26 protein-coding genes are annotated in these 25,271 nt (G+C 31.5%); 6 read left to right on the top strand and 20 right to left on the bottom strand.

The genetic code is table 11. The annotated features are described in order from the left end of the window. Positions 1 to 279 precede the first annotated feature (279 nt). The 9 genes from ABJF52_RS05955 to ABJF52_RS05915 form a co-directional block, all read right to left on the bottom strand. The gene (locus ABJF52_RS05955; protein ID WP_348147730.1) at positions 280 to 1,074 is read right to left on the bottom strand and encodes a cation transporter; all 795 of its coding nucleotides are present in this window, start codon (positions 1,072 to 1,074) and stop codon (positions 280 to 282) included. A 232-nt stretch (positions 1,075 to 1,306) separates the two neighbouring features. Then, the gene (locus ABJF52_RS05950; protein ID WP_348147728.1) at positions 1,307 to 2,428 is read right to left on the bottom strand and encodes a protein kinase family protein; all 1,122 of its coding nucleotides are present in this window, start codon (positions 2,426 to 2,428) and stop codon (positions 1,307 to 1,309) included. A 379-nt stretch (positions 2,429 to 2,807) separates the two neighbouring features. After that, complete coding sequence (locus ABJF52_RS05945) at positions 2,808 to 3,110, bottom strand: hypothetical protein (RefSeq protein WP_348147726.1); 303 nt, start codon at positions 3,108 to 3,110, stop codon at positions 2,808 to 2,810. 778 nt (positions 3,111 to 3,888) lie between these two features. Then, on the bottom strand, positions 3,889 to 4,344 hold the full coding sequence (locus ABJF52_RS05940) for an SRPBCC domain-containing protein (RefSeq protein WP_348147723.1): 456 nt from the start codon (positions 4,342 to 4,344) through the stop codon (positions 3,889 to 3,891). Then, positions 4,328 to 4,666, bottom strand: a complete 339-nt coding sequence (locus ABJF52_RS05935; RefSeq protein WP_348147720.1) for a metalloregulator ArsR/SmtB family transcription factor — start codon at positions 4,664 to 4,666, stop codon at positions 4,328 to 4,330. Before ABJF52_RS05935 ends, ABJF52_RS05940 begins: the two co-directional genes overlap by 17 nt. Positions 4,667 to 4,844: 178 nt before the next feature. Next, a complete protein-coding gene (locus ABJF52_RS05930) occupies positions 4,845 to 5,867 on the bottom strand; it encodes an AraC family transcriptional regulator (RefSeq protein ID WP_348147717.1) in 1,023 nt (340 codons plus the stop codon). Positions 5,868 to 6,119: 252 nt separating this feature from the next. After that, positions 6,120 to 8,690 (bottom strand): PAS domain-containing protein, encoded by a 2,571-nt coding sequence (locus ABJF52_RS05925; protein ID WP_348147714.1) that lies wholly within the window; start codon positions 8,688 to 8,690, stop codon positions 6,120 to 6,122. A 92-nt stretch (positions 8,691 to 8,782) separates the two neighbouring features. Further along, a complete protein-coding gene (locus ABJF52_RS05920) occupies positions 8,783 to 9,235 on the bottom strand; it encodes a response regulator (RefSeq protein ID WP_348147711.1) in 453 nt (150 codons plus the stop codon). A gap of 11 nt (positions 9,236 to 9,246) precedes the next feature. Continuing rightward, the gene (locus ABJF52_RS05915; RefSeq protein ID WP_348147708.1) at positions 9,247 to 9,807 is read right to left on the bottom strand and encodes an AraC family transcriptional regulator; all 561 of its coding nucleotides are present in this window, start codon (positions 9,805 to 9,807) and stop codon (positions 9,247 to 9,249) included. Positions 9,808 to 9,984: 177 nt separating this feature from the next. On the opposite strand from ABJF52_RS05915, the gene ABJF52_RS05910 reads away from it, so the two are divergent. Continuing rightward, complete coding sequence (locus ABJF52_RS05910) at positions 9,985 to 10,521, top strand: hypothetical protein (RefSeq protein ID WP_348147705.1); 537 nt, start codon at positions 9,985 to 9,987, stop codon at positions 10,519 to 10,521. A 44-nt stretch (positions 10,522 to 10,565) separates the two neighbouring features. Here ABJF52_RS05910 and ABJF52_RS05905 read toward each other — a convergent pair whose 3' ends face one another. The 5 genes from ABJF52_RS05905 to ABJF52_RS05885 all read right to left on the bottom strand — a co-directional run bounded on the left by ABJF52_RS05905 (position 10,566) and on the right by ABJF52_RS05885 (position 13,110). Continuing rightward, the gene (locus ABJF52_RS05905; RefSeq protein WP_348147702.1) at positions 10,566 to 10,889 is read right to left on the bottom strand and encodes a hypothetical protein; all 324 of its coding nucleotides are present in this window, start codon (positions 10,887 to 10,889) and stop codon (positions 10,566 to 10,568) included. 228 nt (positions 10,890 to 11,117) lie between these two features. Then, a complete protein-coding gene (locus ABJF52_RS05900; protein ID WP_348147699.1) occupies positions 11,118 to 11,327 on the bottom strand; it encodes a hypothetical protein in 210 nt (69 codons plus the stop codon). 24 nt (positions 11,328 to 11,351) lie between these two features. Then, on the bottom strand, positions 11,352 to 11,513 hold the full coding sequence (locus tag ABJF52_RS05895; protein WP_348147696.1) for a DUF1328 family protein: 162 nt from the start codon (positions 11,511 to 11,513) through the stop codon (positions 11,352 to 11,354). A 327-nt stretch (positions 11,514 to 11,840) separates the two neighbouring features. Continuing rightward, positions 11,841 to 12,596, bottom strand: coding sequence for an SOS response-associated peptidase family protein (locus ABJF52_RS05890; RefSeq protein WP_348147693.1), 756 nt, complete (start codon positions 12,594 to 12,596; stop codon positions 11,841 to 11,843). Between the two features lie 64 nt (positions 12,597 to 12,660). Then, entirely contained in the window at positions 12,661 to 13,110 is a 450-nt protein-coding gene (locus ABJF52_RS05885) for a PA2169 family four-helix-bundle protein (RefSeq protein ID WP_348147690.1), read from the bottom strand. Positions 13,111 to 13,391: 281 nt separating this feature from the next. Here ABJF52_RS05885 and ABJF52_RS05880 point away from each other — a divergent pair, with 281 nt between their 5' ends. Both ABJF52_RS05880 and ABJF52_RS05875 read left to right on the top strand, forming a co-directional pair. Beyond that, positions 13,392 to 14,741, top strand: a complete 1,350-nt coding sequence (locus tag ABJF52_RS05880; RefSeq protein WP_348147687.1) for an NAD-dependent succinate-semialdehyde dehydrogenase — start codon at positions 13,392 to 13,394, stop codon at positions 14,739 to 14,741. 150 nt (positions 14,742 to 14,891) lie between these two features. Then, the gene (locus ABJF52_RS05875) at positions 14,892 to 15,098 is read left to right on the top strand and encodes a hypothetical protein (RefSeq protein WP_348147681.1); all 207 of its coding nucleotides are present in this window, start codon (positions 14,892 to 14,894) and stop codon (positions 15,096 to 15,098) included. 210 nt (positions 15,099 to 15,308) lie between these two features. Here ABJF52_RS05875 and ABJF52_RS05870 read toward each other — a convergent pair whose 3' ends face one another. Then, a complete protein-coding gene (locus ABJF52_RS05870; RefSeq protein ID WP_348147678.1) occupies positions 15,309 to 16,319 on the bottom strand; it encodes an AI-2E family transporter in 1,011 nt (336 codons plus the stop codon). Positions 16,320 to 16,673: 354 nt separating this feature from the next. On the opposite strand from ABJF52_RS05870, the gene ABJF52_RS05865 reads away from it, so the two are divergent. Next, entirely contained in the window at positions 16,674 to 16,859 is a 186-nt protein-coding gene (locus ABJF52_RS05865; RefSeq protein WP_348147675.1) for a CsbD family protein, read from the top strand. Between the two features lie 70 nt (positions 16,860 to 16,929). On the opposite strand, the gene ABJF52_RS05860 is transcribed toward ABJF52_RS05865, so the two are convergent. Next, complete coding sequence (locus tag ABJF52_RS05860) at positions 16,930 to 17,472, bottom strand: ferritin (RefSeq protein ID WP_348147672.1); 543 nt, start codon at positions 17,470 to 17,472, stop codon at positions 16,930 to 16,932. Positions 17,473 to 17,570: 98 nt separating this feature from the next. Then, positions 17,571 to 18,485: a YihY/virulence factor BrkB family protein gene (locus tag ABJF52_RS05855; protein WP_348147669.1), complete on the bottom strand. Its 915-nt coding sequence runs from the start codon at positions 18,483 to 18,485 to the stop codon at positions 17,571 to 17,573. A 282-nt stretch (positions 18,486 to 18,767) separates the two neighbouring features. Here ABJF52_RS05855 and ABJF52_RS05850 point away from each other — a divergent pair, with 282 nt between their 5' ends. Then, on the top strand, positions 18,768 to 18,935 hold the full coding sequence (locus ABJF52_RS05850; protein ID WP_348147666.1) for a lmo0937 family membrane protein: 168 nt from the start codon (positions 18,768 to 18,770) through the stop codon (positions 18,933 to 18,935). A 74-nt stretch (positions 18,936 to 19,009) separates the two neighbouring features. On the opposite strand, the gene ABJF52_RS05845 is transcribed toward ABJF52_RS05850, so the two are convergent. The 3 genes from ABJF52_RS05845 to ABJF52_RS05835 form a co-directional block, all read right to left on the bottom strand. Further along, positions 19,010 to 20,911, bottom strand: a complete 1,902-nt coding sequence (locus ABJF52_RS05845; protein WP_348147663.1) for an FAD-dependent oxidoreductase — start codon at positions 20,909 to 20,911, stop codon at positions 19,010 to 19,012. A gap of 572 nt (positions 20,912 to 21,483) precedes the next feature. Continuing rightward, the gene (locus ABJF52_RS05840; RefSeq protein WP_348147660.1) at positions 21,484 to 22,938 is read right to left on the bottom strand and encodes a CotH kinase family protein; all 1,455 of its coding nucleotides are present in this window, start codon (positions 22,936 to 22,938) and stop codon (positions 21,484 to 21,486) included. Between the two features lie 150 nt (positions 22,939 to 23,088). Then, positions 23,089 to 23,691, bottom strand: coding sequence for a DUF2652 domain-containing protein (locus ABJF52_RS05835; RefSeq protein ID WP_348147657.1), 603 nt, complete (start codon positions 23,689 to 23,691; stop codon positions 23,089 to 23,091). A 664-nt stretch (positions 23,692 to 24,355) separates the two neighbouring features. Between ABJF52_RS05835 and ABJF52_RS05830 the strand changes: the two genes are divergently transcribed. Beyond that, positions 24,356 to 25,099, top strand: coding sequence for an IclR family transcriptional regulator C-terminal domain-containing protein (locus ABJF52_RS05830; RefSeq protein WP_348147654.1), 744 nt, complete (start codon positions 24,356 to 24,358; stop codon positions 25,097 to 25,099). The last annotated feature ends 172 nt before the right edge of the window (positions 25,100 to 25,271 follow it).

Genomic DNA, 25,271 nt, shown 5'->3' with positions numbered 1-25,271 from the left:
TCCACGATGACAAGCGATAAGAACTTGAAATCCATTTTCATGGATAATCCTCCCGATAAAATCTTTGAATTTCCCATTGCAATACTACACAACAGTGGCGGTAAAAAAAGAACAAACTTGGTCAAAAAATTGCAGTACAACGGTTTGTATAAAGTTAGTTGCGTTGTTTAAGCAACTAATTTAGCAAATACAAACCAAATAGAAAATCCGCAAGGATTTTCCAAGTAGGCGAGTACTAGCAATTAATTTTATACGGTGTTGTAAGTAGTGCTTTTTCGCTCACTTACTCAATTTCAGTATTCGGAATGCTCCTTGAATTACCAATATAAAAACGATTGTTCCGATAATCAAATCAGGTTTACTCGAACTCAACCAATTTACCAAAATTCCAGCAATTATTACTCCCAAATTGATAATCACATCATTCGAGGTGAAAATCATACTCGCTTTCATATGTGCCTCTTCTTTGCTCTTTGACTTTTGCAAAATGTAAAGACAAATTCCGTTTGCGATAAGTGCAAAAATTGAAACAATAATCATTGTCGAAAAATCGGGAAGTTTCTCGTCTCCAAAAAATCTTCTTAAAACTTCTAGAAATCCAATAAACGCAAGTGTTATTTGAAAATATCCAGCAAGTTTGGCAATCCGTTTTTTCTTAATTAAAGTTCCGCCAACCGCAAACAAACTAATTCCGTACACAAAACTGTCGGCAAGCATATCCAAACTATCGGCAACAAGCCCCATAGATTTTGAGATAATTCCTGTCGTCATTTCGATAATGAAAAAAGCGAAATTGATTGCAAGTACAGACCAAAGTAGCTTTTTTTGGTTTGCATTTTCTTTAAATTCCGTTTGGTCGGTTTGTTCAGTCGAGATTTTCTTTCCGCCTAAATTCAGTTCTATAACTGATTTTTCGATTTGGTTAATTTCTCCGCTGTGAAAAACGGTCAATTTTCGATTCGGAATATCAAAGTCCAAATTCGCAATACTTGAAATTTCGTCTAACTTCATTCGGATTAGATTTTCCTCAGAAGGACAATCCATTTTAGTAATTTCAAATATTGTCTTTTTCACTCGGTTTCTGGGTTTTCCGGCATTACTTACAACGTTAAGTATAAGAAATCGTAGGGCAGGTGATAAGCACTTACGTTTCGGTTTATTACTTAGTTAAATATAAATATTTTGCTTTTATCTTTTCTACTATAAACGCCAAATTTTATATTTAGCGGACTTTGTAAATATGTACAGACCTTTCGGTTTAGCACAAATGCCCTATGTTTTTTATACAGTGTTAGGTGCTTTTATTTTAAAACGGTAAGTCATCTTCTTCAACTGGAATTTCACGTTCTACATTGTCCAATCTTTGCCATAAGTTATTTAGAATTATTTTCTGTTTGTCTACCGAAGCAGACTTTATAAAGGTCAAAAAATCTTTAATTAATTCGACCTCAATTGCTTTGTTTGTATAGTAACTATAGTTCCCTTTTATAAAACATTTAGCAATAGAATTGTGATTTTGCACATAGGTTTCTAACATTGAATTTCTATACACATCTTCAAGGTCATTTATTATTTTATTTATATCGGAATTATATTTTGATTGAATATGAATTTTTGAATAGATATCAGATAAACAGGTAGCAAATCTTAAGTATTTATCTTTGTCATCTCCTGAAAAGTCAATTCCAATTGATTCATCAGTTATTATTTCCCTTTTGATATTAAAAAATGAATCAATTCTTTTTTCGTAATCATTTTCAGTCATTTTTTTTAATAAACTCTTATATGAAAAGTTTTGTAGGTTATTCTCTGTGATTATTTCTTCAAATAATTTCCCTAAAAAATATATCTCTGTCTTAAAATCATATATTTTACTTTCAAAATCAATTGGTGGTGTATAACGCCAATTCAAAGAAATACTCTTGTCATAATTCTTGTCAAAGTCTACTTTTTTTCCAAATCCAAAATCAATAATTTTCACAACACCATTTTCCGAAACTAAAATATTATCAGGTCTAATGTCTCTGTGAAGAATTTTCACCTCTTCCAAATTTATAAACCCTTCTATTGTCTGTGTGAAAATGTCATTTAGGCGGTCGGGATTATTTTTAATGTAATCATAAATATTACTACCTTTTATATACTCCATCAGAATAAATCCTGTGTGTTTTTCTGGATATAAATAATAGTTAAATACTCTAACGATATTTTTGTGATAGACTAAATGGAGAAGTTTAATTTCTTCTTTAAAGTTTTTGAAAAATTGTAATTGATGTTCTTCATAATATGGAGAGTATTTTTTACACACGAAACGCTCATTAATTATCTCGTCTTCTAATAATACTGTTCTACCAGTTCCTCCTTGACCAATCTCGTCAATGAACTTATAATCTTTTGTTCTTATGAATTCTATTACTTGACCTCTCATTTTTTGTAATTGCACCTAACGGTTGAGCTATGAACAGTACGGGAGCAAACTTGCGTTTGCTTTCCGCCGAGCACATAGCGAAATCTTTTGGTTTTGTTTTTTCTTTTTCTGGCTAAAGCGAAATCCCAAAGATTTCGCGACATCATAAATATACACAAACCTTTCGTTTAAACCCGAAACCCGTATTGTTTATAGTTTTTGTTATCTTCTGTAGCTTCACGTAAGAGTAAGCACGAATTTTTGCGTTGCTATCTCTTTTCCGTCTGAGTAAAGTCCATCAACATAACAGTTGCGTTTGAGTAAAGTCCATCTTCGCAAACTGGCTAAGAAGTCCATTCGTAACATTTGCGTACGAGTGATGTCCATTAGTTATCGATTTTTAATTATTGTCCGATTTATAATAGATTCTTGGATTTTCTCCGTTAAGTGATTCAGAAGTTTTTGCGTGGATATAAAGCCCAATAAGCATTGCAGAAATTAAAATTGTTACTTGAATAATCTGAAGTTTCTTATTTGATTCTGTATAAATTGAAACAATAATTAAAATACATATCAAGAATATACCTGCAGATAATAATTTTTCTAAATGAGGATTCATACCAGATATGAATGTTGAATGTAAAGCTAAATACAGTCCAACTATAATTGAGAATACTACGTTTATTATTGTTTTAATTTTCATTAAATCATATCAGATTTATTTTTTTTAGCTATAGAAGATAACACATAAATATGTGCATGTTTTGTATCTAACACTAAAATACAATTTATTTATAGTAAGCTACTATAAATAGGCCCTAAGAAATTTTAACTGTATTATTCATTTTGTATATCAATTATGAGATTGTATAACGTTGATATACAAAATGATAATACACTTGCACTGCTATTTAAATCATTTTATTTTAGGTTGCTGCTGACTTTAGTTATACAACTAAAGAAGATAGGTGTATATAAATGACTTCATGTAAACCATAATTAAAGTATAGAAAAACTATTGTATTGTTATCATAAAATTATGGGTGGTTGTCATACCCTTAATTATTGGAAATGTTAGTAAGATTTGTCAGTTCTATTTTGTCATTCGACAGTGTATTATCCAATAAAAAAACCTCCGAATTGGATTGTGCAGAAAAGATGGGAGACATTGAAAATAGAGCTGGAAATAGTATTTTTTTTCAATTTTTTTTATTTTGAATAAAAATGTAATGCTATTAATTTTTTGCTTGAATTATCGCTACTATTTTCGAATACGAATAGAAGCATTTAAATCCCAAACCTTTATGTTTAAAATAAATAAATGTGTATTTGAATTAGCATCAGAACCTCTATAGTTTTTTAACAATGATGACCACTGTTATTGTACTTTCAATTTTACCATAAATAGAATGAGGTCAAATGTAAAATCAATACAAATAATCGTGTAGTTCTATACTACATGCAGTTTTATTTTATAATTACTATTGAGATAGTGAAGCTATTAGTGTTTCCAATCTGTCTAAAGCCGAACCCCAACCATTATAAAATCCCATTTCTTCCTGCTTTTTACAATATTCTGGTGTAGCGTGAATAACACTAAAAACAAATTTTGTTTTATCACCATCAGCTTCAAAATAGGTTTGTAGCTCAACATTTTCGGTCATGGGTTTAAAATCAGCAGAAGTAATTATCTTCTCTAACTCAACTATTTCTTTATATGTACCTTCCGATAAAAATTCATTACCATCGGGCATTGGCATTGCATATTTCCATGTTCCACCAACTTTAAAGTCGTGTTCAATTACTTTAATATCCATACCCTTTGGAGCCCACCATTTAAGAATATGATCGGATTGGGTCCAAGCATTCCAAACCAATTGTACAGGTGCATTAAATGTTTTCTCAATTGTTAGAGTTCTACTAGCTAAATCGCTCATTTTTATCGTTTTTTGTTTGTAATTGATTAATGTAATTTTCAAAAGAATCTATTCTGTCTTCCCAAAGGTTATGGTATTGTTTTATCCATATAAAGGCAGGAATTAATTTTTGAGGCTGAATTAAACACATGCGTTCTCGTCCTTTTTGGTCGAAATCGATGATACCACATTCGTTTAAAATTTTTAAATGTTTTGAAATTGCTGGTCTACTGATTTCAAACTTCTCTGCAACCTGATTAACACTTAAAGAATCTGCAGCAAGTAATTCAATAATATCTCTGCGTATTGGGTCGGCAATTGCTTGAAAAACATCTCGTCTCATAATATATGTAACTATTCGGTTACGAATATATGTGTAATCATTTGGTTACGCAAATAATAGTAAAAAAATATAGTAATGAACCTTAAAGTTGGAGTGGTAAATGTTACAAACCCTTAGTATAAGACACAAAAAAGCCGATTTGTAAAAATCGGCTTCAACCTCACAATCACCCTAATAATTATGCTGACATTGCTATCGAATTTTGTTGGTCCTTATATTGTTTTGGACTACAATTGTATTTTGACTTGAATATTTTTGAGAAGTAACTTCTACTTGTAAAACCAATGCTATATACTACTTCCGAAATATTAAGATCTGTGTTTTTTATTAAATCTTCTGCTTTACGCACGCGTACCTCTCTAATATAATCCATAACCGTTGTACCATGCATTAATTTAAACCCCTCTTGTAATTTAGAAGGAGATAAACCACCTTTTCTACATAGGTCTGTTACGGTATGATTTTTTTCTGGATAGCTATGTATAAATTGAGAAATCTCTTTTACAGCTTCCATTTCCCAACTATTTAATGAGCCATTATTTTGAGAAGATTTTTTTAGGTCATCGGTATGTTGTTGTATTTCTAAAGCCAGAATCATTTGTACCAAACCTTCAATCATAAGACTTCTTGCAATTCCTTTTTGCTTAACATCTGCTAATTGACGAATTTTTTCAGCAATCTTTAAATTATAAGATCCTACATAAGCGAAATTATCAGCAACGTTATCTTTAAAAAATAGATTTTGAAGTTTATAATTTAGTGTCTTTTGGTCAGCTACGCTTTGTACAGGATTAACGATAATTAATGTCATTTTTAAATTTACATTCTTATCAAAATAGATAATGTTATCCTGTAAAGATTTACTAGTTAGTATACCTGTTTGAAAATTTTCTAGACTACGTTTTTCCCCATTTAATCCAAAACTATGTGCAATTTTACCATTTGTGCAGTACGCAAAACATATAGGTGTTTCTTTATTAGATTCGGTAATCAATGTAAAATCTTCTGAAAAATTCATATCAAATTCCAAATATGAAATACCGCTTTTTAATGTAATACCTTTTATTTGACCACTACCTAATTGATTTTTTATTTCTAAAATGTGTTCTTTGAAATCTACTTGCAATTCACCACCAAGGTTTCCCTTAAGTTGTTGAAATATATCTTTAATTTTCGACGAATTTATAGTTAAGGTGTTCATAGGGTATGTTGTTTTAGATTATTAATTATTCGCTTAAAAAGATTGTTTAATCTTGATAGTGCAAATATCGAGACAACATGGACCTATCGTCTTACACAACTTTTGGATTATGTTATAAAACTTTTAGTTATGACCCCATTTCGGGTTAAAACATGCTATATATAAGGGATGTAACGTACAAAACAACTTAGCTTCAATTAAAAGTAATCAACGAAAGATTGTAATCATGTACGTAATTAGCAGTGTTTATTTTTAGGCGGGTAAGTAAATTACAAAGGCAGAGCCTTTTCCAAGTTTGCTAGTAGCATGTATATTTCCGTGATGATTTTCTACAATCTTTTTGCAAATTGCTAATCCAATTCCGGTACCAGAATATTCGTTTTTTTGATGCAAGCGCTGAAACACTTCAAATATTTTTCCTGCGTTTTCTTCTGAAAAACCAATGCCATTATCTACAATGGTAATTTTATAATAATGTTTGTACGTTTTAAAGAAATCTTCAGGAATTTGTTCTTTGTGAACTTTCTCAGATTTTAAATTAATTTTAGGTGCTAATAAGGGGTCATGGTATTTTAGCGCATTAGAAATAAGATTACTAAACAATTGTTCTAACTGAAAAAAGATACCCTTTACTTTTGGTAGCTGCTCCGAAACAATTACTGCATTAGAATCTGTAATACGTTCACCTATGTCGTCTTGAACTTTCTCCAATACTTCATTTAAATCTACTTTCTCAAAATCGCCATGGGTGCTGTCTATGCGTGAATAAGTTAATAGGTTACGAATTAACGATTGCATACGTTGCGCAGCGTTATTTACCTTATCAAAATATTCTAATCCCTTTTCAGATAGTTTGTCACCTTCTTTATCTGCTATGCGAGATAAGAACATTTGAATTTTTCTTAAGGGTTCTTGAAGGTCATGACTAGCTACCCGGTTAAAGGAATCTAATTCCACATTACTGCGCTCTAACTCAAGATTTTTTACACGAAGCTTCTCATCTGCTCTAACTTTTTTAGATACATTTTGAACAACACCAACTGAGGTTGGTCTACCATTTTTTTCTATATACTGTCCATTAAGCACAAGATGCTTAACTTTTCCATTTGCAGAAATTATTCGATATTTAGATATACTAGATTCTCCTTGATTAACAGTTTCCTCACCTAGTTTATTATAATCTTCTAAATCGTCTGGGTGTACAAATTGCTTATAACTATCATAACTTATCTCCAAAGATTTTGGTTCAAGGCCAAGAATACGATAAAAGTTATCGGAAAGGATTGCTTCTCCATTATCAAGATACCAAATATAACTACCCAGGCCAGCTACGCCCTCTGCATCAACGAATATTGAATTTTGAACTTCAAGTTGTTCGTTTAATTTTTGAAGTTCGTTCATAGCCATCATTTCTGTGGTTATATCTTGAACTACGCTAATCATTATTTCTTTACCCTTATTCCGTAAAAATTTGCCTTTTGTTTTTAAATAAATAGTATCGCCATTTTTAGCAAGCACGCGATAAGTATGATCTGGTGCTTCTCGACTTTCCATTACACCTTTCATTATTTCTTCATAAGTAACTACATCATCTGGATGAATTAATTTTCTATAGTTTTCAAATGAAGGTTCAAATTCTTGAGGCTTATATCCTAAAATATGATAAAAGTTATCAGAAATTTCAGCTTTATCAGTTTCAATATGCCAGGTATAACTTCCGATACGTGCCATTCTTTTGGCCTCAATCATAATTGAGTTTTGCAATACTAATTGCTCATTTAAAGCGAGCACTTTTTCATGCGCCATATTCTCATCAGTATCATTCCGAATCACAACTAAAATACCTTTATCCATAGGTTTAATTATGGAATGTAACCAAAGTATTTCGCCATTTACTGCAACCTGACGTTCAAAATCAACAGTTTCTCCTTTCTTATAATGTGAAATCATTTTCTCTAGCTCACCGTTGAGTAACAGAAATGGAAAAACAGAAGAGATCGGTTTTCCAATAATTTCTTCAGGGTCTAGTCCTAAGTATTCACGATTACAATCATTAGCAAAAATTATTTTAAAGTCACTAACTTCATTTTGATTATTATAAATAGGCTCATAATAATTCATAATATTATCGGTACTCTGTACAATATTCTGTAGCAATGCCTGCGAAGTTTGAATATGATCTTTATCCCTTCTAATTTTTATAAATGCAATTGTAAATACTACTAAAGCAAAAAACACCAATAACAAAGAAGTAAGTGGTGTTAAGAAAGTTTGCTTTTCATAAACCGCTAAGCGCTCTTGTAAAAGTGCTTCTTTATTTAATACCATTTCAACTTTCTGACTTCTAATTTTTTTTAAAAGTTCTGCAGTTTCATCAACATTTTGTATTACTTCTACATCGCTATCTGTTGCCCCAATTTTACCATGCAGTGCAATTAAAGTATTGTGTAGTTTATCTTTCAATAGTGCTACCGTATCTAAAATAGCTTGTTGCTCTGGATAGTCTTTGGTCAGTTCTGAAAGCTTGTCAAATGCCTTATCACTTTCTATCTTATAGTCAATATAAGAATCGGCAAAAGTGGAGTCTTTCAATATTACGGAGCGAAACTCCGCCGATTCCATTAAACTAAATTGTGAAAAAAGATTGTTTATTTCTTTATCGACAATTAGGGAAGTGGAAACAAGTTCTGATGAAGTTTGTAGATGTTTTATCTCACGATAATTAACACTAGCAATAAAAAATAAAAGAAAAATAGCAATTACTAATGCTATTTTAAATGGTATGGTTTTATTAGAATTATTGGCGGTTGTTTTTAATTCCATTTTATTTAAAGTTACCTTATAAATTCAATTTATTCTTCAAAGAAAGTAAACTTGATAAAATCGACAAACCGTGGTATAATTCCTTTAATATTTTACAATCGAAATAAAAAATTATCTTTATTTAGGTTCGAGGTATGGTATTGCCAATCAAGTTGTAAAACCCTTTCTACAGACTTTCGCAATTTACTAAAGTTATTGGGCTTGTTCAGATAAATATTTGCCCCATTAACAAAAGTTTCTTCAATATCCTTTTCTGAAGAAGACGTGGAATATATAGCAATTGTGATTCCTTTTAAATTCGGATTCATGCGTATCTCTTTAAGACACTGCATCCCGTTTTTAACCGGCATATTTAAATCGAGAAATATAAGATTAGGTAAAATAACGTTAGGAAGGTTCAAAGCATCCATTAATTCTTGACCGTTATTATATAAAGACAATTTAGTTTTTATTTCTATTTCCTCAATAGCTTCTTCAAATAGCATACGGTCATCCATGTCATCGTCTGCTAAAGCAATATTTAATATATTTTTATTGTTCTCCATTATATAGGTTCTTAAGAAGAATATTGGCTGTTTTCTTTTCGCCGCTTCATTATTTTTTGAAACATAGTCGGGGTTAATCCAGTTGTTTTTTTAAACTGTCCGGATAAATGGGCAACGCTACTGTAATTTAAGCGGAAGGCAATTTCAGTTAATGTAAGGTTGGTATTTGCCATTAGCTCTTTAGTGCGATCAACTTTTCTCAAGATTATGAAATTTTCAATTGAGGTAAAAGTAGTTTCCGAAAATAAGTTTGAAAGATAAGCGTAAGAGTAGTTTAATTTGTCTGAAAGATAAGAGGATACCTTTAATAATTGAGCCTCATCTCCCTCGAGCATTTCCTCAATCGTATTTTTAATACGTTCAACTAAAACCACCTTTTGTTCATCTAAAATCTCGATACCATAGCTGTTGAGATTATCGGATAATGTATTTAAATCTTCCGATGAAAGCGATTTTTTAATCTCTACTTCCCCTGGTCCATGAACTACATGTGGAATGTTCAATTTATTCAATTGCTCTTCGAGAATGGTGATACAGCACACTTTGAAATCGAATTTTACATTTATTTTCATTGTTCAGTGGTATATTTAGAAAGTTCTAAAATACAATTTGTCAAAGCTAGTACATTAGTAAATTAAATGTAGCTATTTATTTTAACAAATTAAATGGATTCTTGAGCATCAAAATATTATTATAGGGGTGCCATACGAGAACCTTAGAATCACATAATAAATTAAATTAAAAGAAGTATGAAACTAAGCAAGTACACGAAACGTGCAATTTTAGGAGGAATTATTTCAATGTTGATTATACTTTTAGGAACAATACTATTGGGAAGACTCAGTGGTTATGAAGCCAAAGAATTAATTAAAAATTCATTGGATGGAATGAACACATTGTGCAATACAATAGCGTTGGCATCCGCTACCATTTTGGCCTTATTGCTAACCTTACTAGGATTAAGTTCTACATCGAACTCAAAATTAAAGAAGGACCATTACCATCATGTTTTACAAATTGCTAAATTAGATACCATAGTCTTTATAGCTGCAGTAATTACATTCCTTTTATTCAATTTGCCAATTACTGAATCGGACCAAGTTCCAGCAGCCTGGTTCAGCACCTTGTATTATATTTCTTTGGCAGTATCAAGTATTCTAAGCGCTGCACTCATAGTCGTAGTTTTAATGCTTTATAATACCGTAGTCAATATTATTAAGATTGTTGGTTTAGGAATGACAGATCATCCATTGGCAATTGATGATGAAGATGAGATAGAAAAATAGCATTAGTCTAAAATCTCTTCTGTAGCGCAGTAATTACCTTTTATCTATTTCTTGTTTATATAATTACCACTAGGTATAGCCTTAAAAAATTCCGCAATTTCAATATCGGCTTGTGGTCCATAGGCTACCAGAAAAGTGCCTTTTTTACCGTCATTTGTTTCAATAATATAGAGTAAAGATGAGTCTGAAGGGTTACTCATTCCTTCAAACCTTCGTTCCTCTACTACAAAAATCTGTTCAGGTTTATAGCTGTTTTTTGATACGGTTTCTACTAATTTTTCTGTTTTAAATATAAAGCTAGCGGTGAAACCTTTTTCTTCATAGCGAGTTATATAATCAATCTCGTGTTTTGCAAATTCGTTATCCATGGTATTTTGTTTTATAAAGTTTATTAATACTATTTTAGGAAGGAGGAGTAAGTTGTTTGAAAAATTCTAAATAATTGAATCCTGTACATTTATTTATTATAAGAGACATTTTAGGCCTACTTATAATTTAAAAAATAATGGGTATCCGTAAGAAGACAGGATACCCATTATGCGTTAATAATCATTAAATCACTAACATTAAACCAACCAACTACAACCTATTTAATTTTAATCGGTAGCATCCTCGACTGCATCTTCCACTTCTTCTGCTCCTTCTTCAATAGCATCTCCAGTGTCATCAATTGCATCTTCAGTGTCATCCATTGCATCTTCAATTTTGTCTTCTGCATCCTTGTTCGTCTCTCTACAGCTGGTTAGAGTGGAGAAAGAAGTTGCAGTTACAAATAGGATTACCAGTATATAAAGTTTCTTTTTCATGTGTTTTATTTTATGTGATTAATATTAAATTCGTTTTCTTCCTGAAATCAATGAGATTATAAAAAGGATTAAGAATATAACGAATAGTACCTTTGCGATACTCGCTGCTCCTGCGGCTATACCACCGAATCCGAAAATTGCGGCAATAATTGCAAGAATAACGAAAGTAATTGTCCAACGTAACATAGTATTTTATTTTTAGGTTATTATTTATTTTTGCCGGTTATTATCCGACTTCGATATACAAATATGTATATATTTTGGACCATTGATTAGCACCATCCATTTCATTCTTAACGCAATCAATATTATTGAATAAATATTCCTGTACAAGTGCAAATAATCATAAAAACAAAAGGTTATTAGGTTAAAAGGAGGTGTAATTAATTTGGATAAACTTGAAAAGGTTCCATTAATTACTAGTTTAAATAGGAGGGGAGCTCTTAGAAAATAATAAGGTGATTTAAGCTTAAAAGAGCGAAGTGAAGCAAACAATTTATGCTTGTAGTATGTTTAATCGGTCTCCATACTTTTTATATTATAATCGGCAAGAAGTGTTTGCAAAGTAAATGGCATAGGAAGTGCATCATCTACTAAATCTATGTTTATTGAAGTGTCGAATAAACCAAGGTCAAAAATCTGTTTAGAAACTGGGATAGCTCTAAGTTCATTCTTCAATGGTGTTTTAAAAAAATGCTTAATTTCTGGTACAGTTAAAGTGTTGTCCAACCAGCTATTTCGCAGGTTTTTTGGGATTACTAGTGGCATTTGATTACTTATATTATGTATTTGTTGATGTTGTTTATTAGCAGCCACAGTAATTACAGAAGTAGTAAGAAAGCCATCTTTTAATTTATTATATATTCCGCCAATACTAAACGGTTTACCTGTAGTACTACTAATATAAAAAGGTAATAATTGGTCGTCAACCAATACGTTCGTAAAGTATCCGGTTACTAAAATTAGGCAACGACGTAGCAGAAATGGTGCTGCATACCAAACATCGGAATCGATAGTTTTATGGCTAATATTTAGTGTATTCATATGGTTTTGAAAATCTTGCCAATCGTCTGAAAATGATTCAGGCAGAATTCCCCAAATTGAAGGTTCTATGGAATCGGGCTCATCTGAAGTAATTACCGAAACCGTGTTTTCTGTCAAACCATCAATTACTACTCGTGGACTGTAAATATGACCGTATTTGTATTTTGCGTCCATTTCTTCTTCTATCTTATGCTGCTGCGTTTGATTAGATAGTTTGTAAAACATATACTTTTTTTTATGATAAAGAGGATGTTCAATGACATCCTCTTTACTTTGATTCGCTAAAATTTTATGCTATATCTTCTAACCTTTTTATAGTGGTAAGGTCCGAAGTTATTTTAGACATTTGTTGCGTAAGTAAATCAGTTGTACTTCTTGGTAAACTAGTTTCCATAAGCACGTCTTTGTATTCATCTACAGCTGCTCTTTCGCCTGTTATTGCTTCTTCTAACATTGCTTCATCACTATTTCCTGCAAACCATGCTTTTACATCCATCCAACCGCGGTGTAATACACCAGCTGCACTTCCGCTTTTATCTATTTGCTCACCAAAAGAAATAATTTCCATTTTCAATTCATTTCCAAATGTTTTTCTTTCCGTTGACTTACGATTAAAGTATGATGCTAAGTTTTCACTATCTGCATGTTCTGCTGCTTTTTTAAAACCTTTTTCAGCATCTTTTGTTTTATCAAGTAGTTTATTCAGTTTGTTGCCAACTGTTTCTGTGTATGTATTCATTATAATAGATTTATTGTTACAGGTAATTTGTTTTCAGATGGTTACCAGTTTACATCCGATTATAAAATTAGAAAGAAGAGTTCATATCAATTCACGTTATACATTGAATTATTGACTCGATTGATTAGGCTACTGGAGCAATGGATATGAGAAAATTTTAATTTATTCGATGAGCTTTCTTTGAATTAAAAGTTTCTTTTATAAGGTCAATGATTATAGAAAATCGTATTTAAATTAGCTGAGATAATTACCTAATAAGTTTAGAATTTTAAATAAAAAGAATGAAGTCTATAAATCCATTTACAGGAAAATTAATTAGAGACTATAAGGAGTCTTCTGATTTGGAAGTTAAAGAGATTTTAAAACAGTCTGAATGGGCTTTTGAAGATTGGAAAAAAATATCTATTGCTAAACGTTCCGATATTTTAGTTGAGTTAGGTAATAATCTTGAGAAAAATAAAAATCAGTATGCTTCTTTAATTACTGAAGAAATGGGCAAACCGGTTAAAGAGAGTATTGCCGAAATAGATAAATGTCTTTGGGTGTGTGATTTTTATGCAAAAAATGCAGTACAATTTCTTGCAGATGAAATTATACAAACGGATGCTAGTGAGAGTTTTATAAGCAATGACCCTCTCGGTACCATATTGGCAATTATGCCTTGGAATTTCCCATTTTGGCAGGTTATTCGCTTTGCGGCTCCTACACTAACAGCTGGTAATACAGTGCTTTTAAAACATGCGGGGAATGTATCGGGTTGCAGTTTAGCCTTACAAGAATTGTTTGAGTTATCAGGATATCCCAAAGGTTGTTTTCAAAGTGTTTTAGCAAATCATGAACAAATAGAGTTAATGATTGAAAATGACACTGTAAAAGCGGTTACGCTAACAGGAAGTGAGAATGCGGGACGAAAAATTGCGGCTACAGCTGCTAAAGAATTAAAAAAATCAGTGCTTGAATTGGGAGGTAATAATGCTTGCATAATTTGGGAAGATGCCGATTTGGACACCTATATAGATACAATGGTTAAGGCCAGAATGCAAAATTCAGGGCAGAGTTGTATAGCAGCAAAACGTTTCATTGTAATGGAAAACATTTATGATGAATTTTTAGAAAAGTTTACGCAAAAGGTAAAAGAATTAAAGTCTGGAGATCCGAAGAATATGGATACGGACATTGGCACTTTAGCTCGAAAAGATTTAGCTGAAGAGCTTAAGGAACAAGTAGATAAATCATTAGAAAAAGGAGCAACAGTACATTTAGGAAATACAATAGATGGAACTTTTTATGAACCAACAATTATTCTAAATGTTGAGCCAGGAATGCCCCTTTTTGATGAAGAAATTTTTGGGCCGGTCGCTGCGATTATAAAAGTTACTTCACGGTCAGAATCAATCAAAATGGCGAGTGATTCTAAGTACGGATTAGGAACGATGTTGTTCACGCAAGATGTAGCTGAAGCAAAAAGAAGTATTAATACTATTAGCGATGGCGCATTTTTTATAAATGAAATGGTAAAATCAGATCCACGTCTTCCATTTGGTGGCACCAAAAGTTCTGGCTTTGGCAGAGAACTTTCCCGTGAAGGAATATTAGAATTCGTGAATAAAAAAACGGTCTATATCAATTAAAGTTGATGGAAACAGATATTCGTAAGAATTTCATTAATTGTAATCATGTAAGTTTAACTAGTTGGTAAATAGATTTTTAGTATTGATTAGCTGAATGAGAATATTGGAGTAAAAGTTAAAAAAAGTAAGTATTAATTTAAATTTAAAATGATGAACAAACAACAATTTGACAAAAAACAAACTGACGAAAACACGGAGTTTGTTAAAGATGCAAATGATCCGAAGCGCAATTATATTTTTCAAAAAAATAAAATCTCCAAAACAGGTTTTTTTATAGTTGGATCAATTTTGGTATTAATTATTATTGGAGTTGTGGTGTCCGGAATATTCTTTGAATCTCCTGTTACTAATCCATAAAAAAGTTTCCTCACATCAGTAGTTTGCAGACAATAGCAGTAACATTTCGTTTTTGGATATAAGTGTTATAAACATCAAGTTTATTAGTGTTAAGCATATCAATATTCACTTAACAACCACATTATACTATTAAAAGAATTATTGTCTGTATTTTCAAACTATAGCTACACAAAATAGTTTTACCTTCATAAGTTTTCTTTAGGGTAAGTTCTAATTTTCAGTACCGTATTCTATTCTATAAATTCGAATTATAACTATAAAGAGGCTAATTAATAAAGGGCCAAAAATCAAACCTATAAAACCGAATAAGGGAATCCCAATTATTACACCAACTAATGTAATTAGTGGATGAACATTATCTAATTTTTGAAGTACAAATAAGCGGATTAAATTATCGGTTGACCCAACAATTACAATACCGTATAGTAAAATACCCCACGCTTGAAACGTATTACCTGTAGAAAGTGTTAATATAAATACAGGAATAGTTCCAAGGAGGTTTCCGACAAAAGGAATCATTGATCCTATAGTCACAATTATCGCCCAAAAAAATGGATTCTCAATTCCGAATATTAAAAACCCTAATAACGCGACAACACCTTGTGCAATTGCAACTAAAGGAATACCCAATGCGTTAGCTCGTACCATTGACCGAATTTCATTACCAATCAATTTAAGGTTGTCGTCACTTATTGGAATATAATCGAATAAGGATTCACGAAAACTTTTACGATTTGTGAGCATATAAAATAATAGGAAATACATGATTGAAATAGCAATAATTGTCGTGAAGGTAGTTCCAGCAAAACCTTGCAAATTATTGGAAACCCACCCTGAAACTGCTGACACATCTATTTCAGATGTCAGGTCATAATTCAAATAGCTATCCACTTCATGCAATTGATTTTTGAGAGCAGCGGTTACACGCTCAAAATTGTTTACAGCATCACTAATTTTATTTCCCAACATTAAAATAGCTCCAGAAACGGGTATAAGAATAACGAGGAAAGAAATAATCATTAGCGAAATAGAAGCAATTTTTGGATGCCATCCTTTTTTAATTAATTTAATCATAGGTTTTTGTAATAACACATATAATGTTATTGCCCCAAGTACTCCGGATAAGTAGGGTACAATTTCTTTAAAAATTAAAGCTCCTATTGTTAGTATTAATATAAGAACAAAAATCTGTCGTATTATTTTCGGGTTTATGGTATTCATTAAAGAGTTTAATTAAAATTGACAAACTATTTTTTTCTGAATCATGCCTGTTAATATATAGCCAGTACGCTATCTAATTATAAATTGAGCAAATCAAAACTTACAACAGTATGCTCTCAGAAACTTTTGAAATGGAACATAAAAATTAGAGTGTTTGATTTCCGTTAAAGATTAATATTTTCATCTATAATGACTACTCCTTAAGCGATTTATCCTATCTCAAAAAAATAAGTTTGTCAGACTGTAGCCATAATAGTTTTTGCATTAGTATTTAAATTTTTCAAGCTAATGGAAAGTAACAGATGTGTTTATTTTAGTATAAATATTTAATCTAAAAATTTAAAAATAGAAACTATGAATAGTGAACAATTAGAAGGTAAGTGGAAACAAGTAAAAGGAAATTTTAAACAAAAATATGGTAGTCTTACTGATGACGACTTAACATATACTGAAGGGAAATTTGATGAAATGTTAGGTAAACTTCAGGAGAAAACTGGCAAACAGAAAGAGGAAATTAAAGATGAAATAGCAAGCTGGTAATTTGCTCATAACACTAAATATAAAACCCTCAATCATGAGGGTTTTATTTTGCCTTTAATTTAACTTTTTTCTAAAGCTTTTCTTCTTGAGGTATTGTTGCATGCTGCGAAGCACTTGCTAAATCTCGATCTAAATCATATAAATTTGAATTGTTATCTTTTTCATTTGAAGCTAAAGTGTATTTATCAATAATTTCATTGATTAACGTTTCTTCTTCAATCTGTTCTTTTACAAACCATTGTGCAAAATTGAATGTCGCCCAGTCTTTTTCTTCATGAGAGAGATTCACGATTTTATCAATTTGCTTTGAATTTTCAATTTCGTGTTTTAATATTTTCTGTAAACAATCTTCAACATTTTTAGGATTCTCTGGTGGAGCTTTTATTGCTTCTATTTTAGTTTCGCCACCTCGGTCGTTAATATATTTTAAGAATTTGAACATGTGTTCACGTTCTTCTTGCATATGCCCATATAAAAATGTAGCTATTCCGGGAAAGCTATTCACTTCAGCCCACGAGGCATATGAAAGATAAACTTGAGATTGATAGGCTTCTCTAGTCATTTGTTCATTAAGTGCTTTTTCTATTTTATCTGAAATTCGTTTTGTCTTCATAATTTTATTTTTTCATTATTATAAATGATTCTTATAAAATTACCATTAAATACAAGCTCAGATTGTTTCAAAAAATTATATGGTTAACGTTATTGGCACTATTTTTTATCACCTGCAATCGATGGGGTAGATTGTGGTTGTACACCTAATCCATATCGGTTGGCATATACCCAAGTAAATTGAGCACCAAAAAATAGTATTAAGCAGGAATAAGAAACCCATAATAATATTAAAACAATGGTTCCTGCTGCACCATATGTTGAACCGGGATTGGCTTCAGCAAAGTATAATCCTAATAAAAATTTACCTAAAACAAATAAAATAGAAGTTATAAGTGCTCCTATCCAAACAGTTTTCCAGCGTATTTTGGCATCGGGTAAATAACGAAATATTAATGCGAACAAAACTGTAATAATTCCTATTGATATTGCAAAGTCTAGAATAAAGGCAATGTAAATAATAAAATCTGGAAGTATGCTGCGAACATATTCATTTAAAGTTGTGATGGCTGTTGTGACTATAAAACTCACAAGTAATAAAAATCCAATTACAAGAATAAAAGCAAAGCTCCGTGCTCGGTCGAAAAACAATTTTTTCCAACCTGATTTTGGATTAGGTTTAATTTGCCAAATTTCGTTTAGCGATAACTGTAAATGATAAAATACTCCTGTTGCTGCAAATAAGAGTACGCCAATACCCAATATTGTAGCCATAAAATTCTTATTCTCATTTTGTGTTTCTGAAATCATTACTTGAATAGCATCCGCAGCATCATTACCTAAAGCTCCAGAAATTTCATTGGTCAATTGGCCTTGCACAATTTCAACGCCCCAAAATGCACCAACGAGGTTTATAATAATTACCAATAAACCAGGCAGTGAAAGTACGGCATAGTAGGCTACAACAGCGCTAAGCCTAAATGGATCCGAAGCATCCCATGCTTTGTATGTATCTACAATTAAAGAAGGCAGATGTTTAATTTTAAAAGTATGGGCATTGGTATGTGCAGTCATTTAAGTATTGATTTTCTAGTGTTTATTACAAACATCATTTTTCACTTTTACATAAAAGTATGCCACAACACCCACTATCATTACCCTAATGAATTTATCTTTTAACCTGATTAATAGTCATCGCCAGATGGTATTTTTATTGTGCTAAAATATTTTGGAATAGGATTAATACGGGTGCTTAAGAATAAATATTTTTAAAAAATCATATTGGAATAGACTAACTATTGTTTAGGTAGTTCAATAAAGTATGGTAGCATTTTAGTAATTTAAAATAACAGAATTATGAGAAGTATTCTTTGGTTAATAGCGGTAGTATCTATTTTAATATGGGCATTAGGCTTTTTTGGTATAATAGCTGGTATAGGTTCAAGCAACCTAATTCATATTTTATTAGTTCTAGCAATAATTGCCATTCTTTACAATATTATATCAGGAAGAAAACCGCTTTAGAAATTATAATTATCAAACAAATACAGGACACTCGCCATGCACTTAAGGTTATATTAATTCTCATTAATATCATATCATTTTAAGTTTCCATAATAGTCAATTTCCACTTCAAAAGGATTTAATAGTTGATTGATTAATATACTTGTTGACCTCCTGTTCAAAGAAGTTGATAAGTCAAAATTTTGCTCAATTTTAAAGGACTCCCAATCGTGTTTTAAATCAGCTCTAGTATACTTGGTATTAATTTTTTCAACCAAAGAAATGATATATTTAGGGGTAACCGGAGCACCAGAAGCTGGTACCAATGCTAAATCTGGATAATAGGGTAGCAACCCATTTTTTAATTCCGACTCTGATACTATTCTTTCGGGATAAAACCAAGTTTGATTTGCCCATTTATAAGGAATTCCATATCCTTTTATAACACCTGTCGCGCCAATACGTTGCATAGCTTCAAAACCAATATCGTTCTTCTTAACATCAATAAAAGGCATGAGATATGCCTTACTTTTTAATAGTGCATGCTGCACCTTACGAATCGAAATTTCAGATGGTTTTTTATTTTCTAAAACCGAAATTGCAGCCAAAGCACCGGAGGCTTGACCGATTCCTAAAACCACTGGTTGCAATCGCGTTGCTCCGTTAACAATATTTGAAACGCTAATATTCTTTTCGGCTACAAGAAAATTTTCCGTCTTGACGGGAATCAAACTCCCTAATGGGATGTTGTAACTAGGAATTTTAATATTAATAAAATCTATTGTAGGTGCATCTGGGTTCTTGTCATGATGATGATCTATTGGATAATCGCCCACAGCTATTCCTGTTTTATACAAATTGAAATCGTATGGCTTTTCCAAATGGTCTACGACCAAAAATATTTTTCCTTTAACTCTCCTAGCTTCTCTATCATATGGTATCATAGGAAAATTATCTTTTGTTGGAAATTCTTTTGCTACTCGCAAATTTTTGAAACCCAATTCATTTTGAATATAATAGACAAAGCCTTGTGTGAATAATTTAGATTCAATTAATTTACTTTGTCTTTGTTCGGAGCTTAATTCAGGCCAGTTTAGGTAAAAATCATTTCCGCAATTGGGCCAATTAATCATGTATTTGTTATTCGGAAGTTTTGCATAATCTAACATTTGTTGGCAATTGGTAACTCCTCCGAACATTTCACCATCTTCGCGCTTACATGCACATTTATATGCATCCGGATTATAGTTTTTCGGTTTTTTGACTAAGCCTTTTTTTCCGTTAGTCTTATTGTCTTTTGAAATGTCTTCAAGGATTATAACAAAGGTCATGTCTTGAACAATTGTATTTGCAGTTTTGGGAGCTTCTTTTTCCCCAGAATCATCGCTGGAATCCATGCCTAAACGAAAGTCGGCATTCACCAAAGGAAGTAGCTCTCCAATCTCAGTAGCATCAATTAAAATTTTTGTCTTTATTGTATGTGTTTTTCCTTTTTGTATGTAGGTCACTAACCATCCGGTTGGATATTTTTGTACATCTTTATATTTTGCATTGAATGAAATTTCAAGATTAGGATCACTGGACATTTCTTGAAGTATTTTATTTCCGATGGAGGGCTCAAAAAGAGTATGGCTAACCCAGCCAGTAGCTAATGCTTTTTCACCACCATAATAGTCGCGTAATTTTTGTCGAAACTCGCCCCAAATTCCTGATGGCATTTCGTGATTTCCATCAATTGCAGATACTCCAGCTGAAGTCAACATACCACCTAGCCATGGTGTTGCCTCAATAATATGAGTTTTAACACCCATACGTGCTGATTGAATTCCTGCAGAAACACCGCCAGCACCACCTCCGATTATTAAAATATCTACTTGGTTTTGAGCTTGGGAAAAATGAATTGAAAACGTAATTATTAATGGTATTAGAAATCGTTTTATCATCATTTGTATTTGATTGATTGGCTTAAGAAGCGTTCTGTTTTTTATAAAATTCATAAAATATAAATTCTCCTTTTTGACCTCTTGTTGGGTTTAATTTAAAATTAGTTTTTCTAAACTTTCTTAAAGAATAAAACCAGAGTTTAATTAAGATTTTTTTGTACTGAAAAGGAACTCTAAATTGGTGTGGAAGATACTAGTTTAAGCGTAGAAATTTGGTTTTATAAATTAGAAATGATGGTGCTATCTATCGAGAATGTTTCAGTTATTTTATCGCAAAATACTGTTTCTAATTTATTTGGTGTAGATAAGCTTTTTTTGTTTTATTTGTCGATACAGTAAGTAATAATCCTAATATGTACAAGGGGTATAGGAGTTTTAGGTGCACACCGATGGCTGCTTTTAGTTGGATTTTGTTTGACAAGAATTATTAATAACCACGAGTAAAAAATCAATCCGTTTTTTGACCTTTAATTCATTTATCAAAATAATTTTTCTGCATAAATTCAACTGAGGCATATTTGTGTTTTATGTCAATAATAGCTTGAGCATTGTTTAGGACCAAAATATATGCCTAGCAAACCACTAAAAAAGTAAAGTAAATTGTACATAAAACCGTGCTTAAGAAATCATTCTAAATTTTTGAAATACGCATCAAGAAAAACTAGTCGATTCTTTAGCCAAGTTTCAAGATATTCATAATCATTTTCTACTGATTTTTCACTTGGCCAAATAAGGTGTTCGCGCTCGTATACTTTCTCTGTCTGTAATTTCGAATATAGTGTCTCAATGGTTCCTAATAAATTACCGTCACTAAAATCGGATTTTCGTAAGGCTTTCCATCTAGACTTGATTTTGGATTTATATTCGTCAGGATTTACCTCTAAAAGTCGATCAAACAAACCATTACTTAGAATATCATCAGTTGTAACAATTCTTTTGCCATCTTGTATTATTCCCATAATTCCATCTAAATCCCAAGGAATAAAAAAATATGCGCCATTTTCATCGTACCGCGCCAAGTAGTAGTTTTTGCCTAGATTATCCGTTGCTCGGAGTAGATTTACAAAAAGGAAATAATCGATAGTATTGTTGATGTCGATTTTCTCTGAAATGCTTTGAGCGAAATCTGTATCCTTACCATTCACAACCAAATCGACAAAATCGGCAAGATTATCCCAATGCGATTCATAGTCCACTATTGGAAAAACCATTTCGAAACCACCCCAATGCGGAAAGAGGTTATTAAATTCTGGGGCCTTTATAAAGGCAGGCGCGCCTTCATAGGAGGAAGCCTTGAATAATTCTCCCTGTATATTCTTAATATTGTTTCTTTTTAAGTTGAGGAGTTTACGGTCAACGGATTCAGATAAAGTATGTATACCCTGATATTTATTGTTCTTAAAAACTTCTACAAAAACCGCATCGATACCACTTTTAGCTTCTTTATCAACGGTTTGATAGCTCGGTTTATAAAGAGAAAGCCATAGTTTATTGGCCATGTAAGACCGAATTCTGAGAGGTTCATTGTAAAGTCCGTCAAGAATCCAATCATCATCGTCACGGAGGTCTTTGAATTTTAAATCTTTTGATTTGTTCTTAATACTGTCGGCCCAAAATTCTAAATCGTACGTTTTCTTCGGATAGGTCAAAGAGAGGTTTCCTCTATACTCTATACCTACGCTACTCTTAATATAATTATTATCATTAAAATATTTGTATCGCCCTAATACCTTAGTATTCTCATTAATTACTGGCCTAACTTTAACTTGTACCAGTGGTAGTTTTGAAATATAAAGTGAATATATATTCCCTTTTCTACTGACTTTATATTCTTTAGAATAGGCTAGTGAAGAAATCGTGTCCAAAACCTTAAACGAGTTTCCAAATTTAAATCCTTTTATTTTTGAAGATGTAAAAGAAATGGTGTCAATTTTGCTATGATGCCAAACGATAATTTTATTGGACTTATCAATTCCGAAACTGCCTTTCCTCGCTTTTATTTTTTGGGAAAAAACCATTGTGGACGAAAAACATAGAAAGAGTGTGGGTATCAAATAAATTCCTAATTTTTTAGCAATCATACTGTAAAAATTTTGGTCGAATTATTCATTTTCGATATCACAAGTTACTGTTTTACGGTTAGCATGTTTTTTTTGTTGAATAGGACATAGAGGTCGTTGCAGTAGTATAGGCTTTTTTATCTCCACCAAGTTGCTAAATGATTAAAATATTCATTCGGATAGCGGGGAGAGGTTGATATAATTAAAATGAATTTCACCGATATAATCAGCATCAATGTGGCCCTCCCGAAGTTCTGCCCAATCGAAATCGTCGTTTTCCAAATTATTCTTGTATTGATTGATAAGTTGGTTAGAAAACAACATATACTCATTAAAAGGAATATTGTTTTTTAGTAATCGATGTGCAGAAATCACATCTTCTCCCATTAATTTAATTCGCTTTCCTATGTTCACGAGTCCGATTTCCTCTCCAAAGTGAAGAATGATTTTAAGGCCCAATATTTTCGGAATTTTTGAAGCGCCATTGATATCGATGTATTGCTCACGAAGCAATTCCAACTGTTTGTAAAATTCAGTATAAAAATGTTTACATTGCTTTACAAGTTGGCCTAAGGTAGGTAGCGCCCCGGTTCGGTAAAAAAGGACTGCGTCACCTTCTATTTCGGAGACCTTTAAATCAATTTCGTTGGAATATATGATATTGTTCAACAATGCAGGTATGACCTTTGAGCTAAGTTCAAAATCTGCATCACTCATAAAGTTAGTAAAACCACTTATATCGGGAATACAAATTAAGGTCGGCTGTCCGCTCATGTTTAATAGTGAATTAAATTATCGAAATTACCCATTTTATGGAACCTTATCAAAAAATGAGTTGATTTAACTCTGTTGTAATTGATTGCAATGTCCTATTTTCCAAAAGATGAATTAGGTTAATATTTTAGGCATTCATAAAAGTTTCGGTAATAGTTGCCTAAAACAAGTTGGTTCTTAGCTCTTAATTATTATTTTATTTACGTCTGCAGCAAACAACAGAATTACAAAGCAATAAATACAAGGGGTAGGGGAGTTTGAGGTACACTTAAGGTACACCCCAATGGCTGCTTTTGGTTGGATTTTAGTTGACAAGAATTATTGATTATTAAATTAAAATGCAATTGATTTAAACGTAAAATAAATTTTTGCTACAAACTTCCAATCATCTTAATATAAATATTTGACCACAATTGTTAAATTAAAAAATATTAAAATTGATTATAAATTTATCAAACTGAAAGCTTAAAGTACACTGTAGTTAAAACAATATACTTCCTTAAAAAATAAAAGATAATAGTTCCGAATTTATTATAATATAAATTATTGTAATTACCATTATTAAGGATAATAGCTTTATGTTACATATATCTAAATCTTTAATTATAAATTTGTTTTGTTAAATTAATAACAATTTAAAGTTTATAATTTTTTACGATATTATATGATACAGGTAATCCATAGGGCACTTGATATTTTTGAGCTACTTTTAAATAATGACAATAAAGGTATGCCTTTGCGTGAAATTGCGGATGAATTACGTTTAAATCATAGCACTTGTTCAAATATTTTAAAAACTTTAGCCGATAGGAAATATTTAGAAAAATCAAGTGTAAATAGATATTATAAGATTGGCCCAATGTTGATTTCTGCTATGAGTGATAATTCTCAGAGTTATAGACTTATTAAGGCTTCAGAAGAACCTATGAAAGAATTAAGTAAGGCAACAAATGAGAATTGTACTATAGGTATTTTAAAAGATGGAATAAGATTTAGTTTACATCAAGTTTTGGTTGAACACGACTTAAATGTAATATCCAAAAGAGAAAAACCAGTTTATGATACATCCACAGGAAGAGTTATTCTTGCTTATTTAAGTCGTGAGGACCAAATGAATTTTATTCAAGCATATGGACTGCCGGATGACAGAGTGTGGCCTGAAGTTAAAGACGAACAAAGCCTATTATCTGAGCTTGATGTTATAAAAAAAAATAAAATAGCAATTCAAATAAGTGTTTCACATGTTATGGGTTTAGCTGTACCTATTATAGTAGATGAAATTGGATTAATTGCTTCGCTGGGGGTATACTTGCCAGAAGTACGTTTGTTTGGAGCTAAAAAGAAATTAATTATAAAAGAATTGTTTGCCGCTCAAAGTAGAATTCATCAAAATTTAAATGAAGGATAACTAAATTACTGCACCTATTTTGTTATTAAAGTTTAATTGTTAAATATAGATTTTCATATAAGTCTTAATATTTTTTAGGGATATTCTTATCATAATATATTTCTAAAACTTCTATTCTTCCGAAGTATTATTTTCAAATTATAATTTATATCAATTTTTATTAGATATACTC

This window comes from Aurantibacter sp., assembly GCF_039941195.1.
Classification (GTDB): Bacteria; Bacteroidota; Bacteroidia; order Flavobacteriales; family Flavobacteriaceae; genus Aurantibacter_A.
Note: the sequence above shows the minus strand (reverse complement) of the source record. Positions and strands in the feature narration are given on the sequence as shown.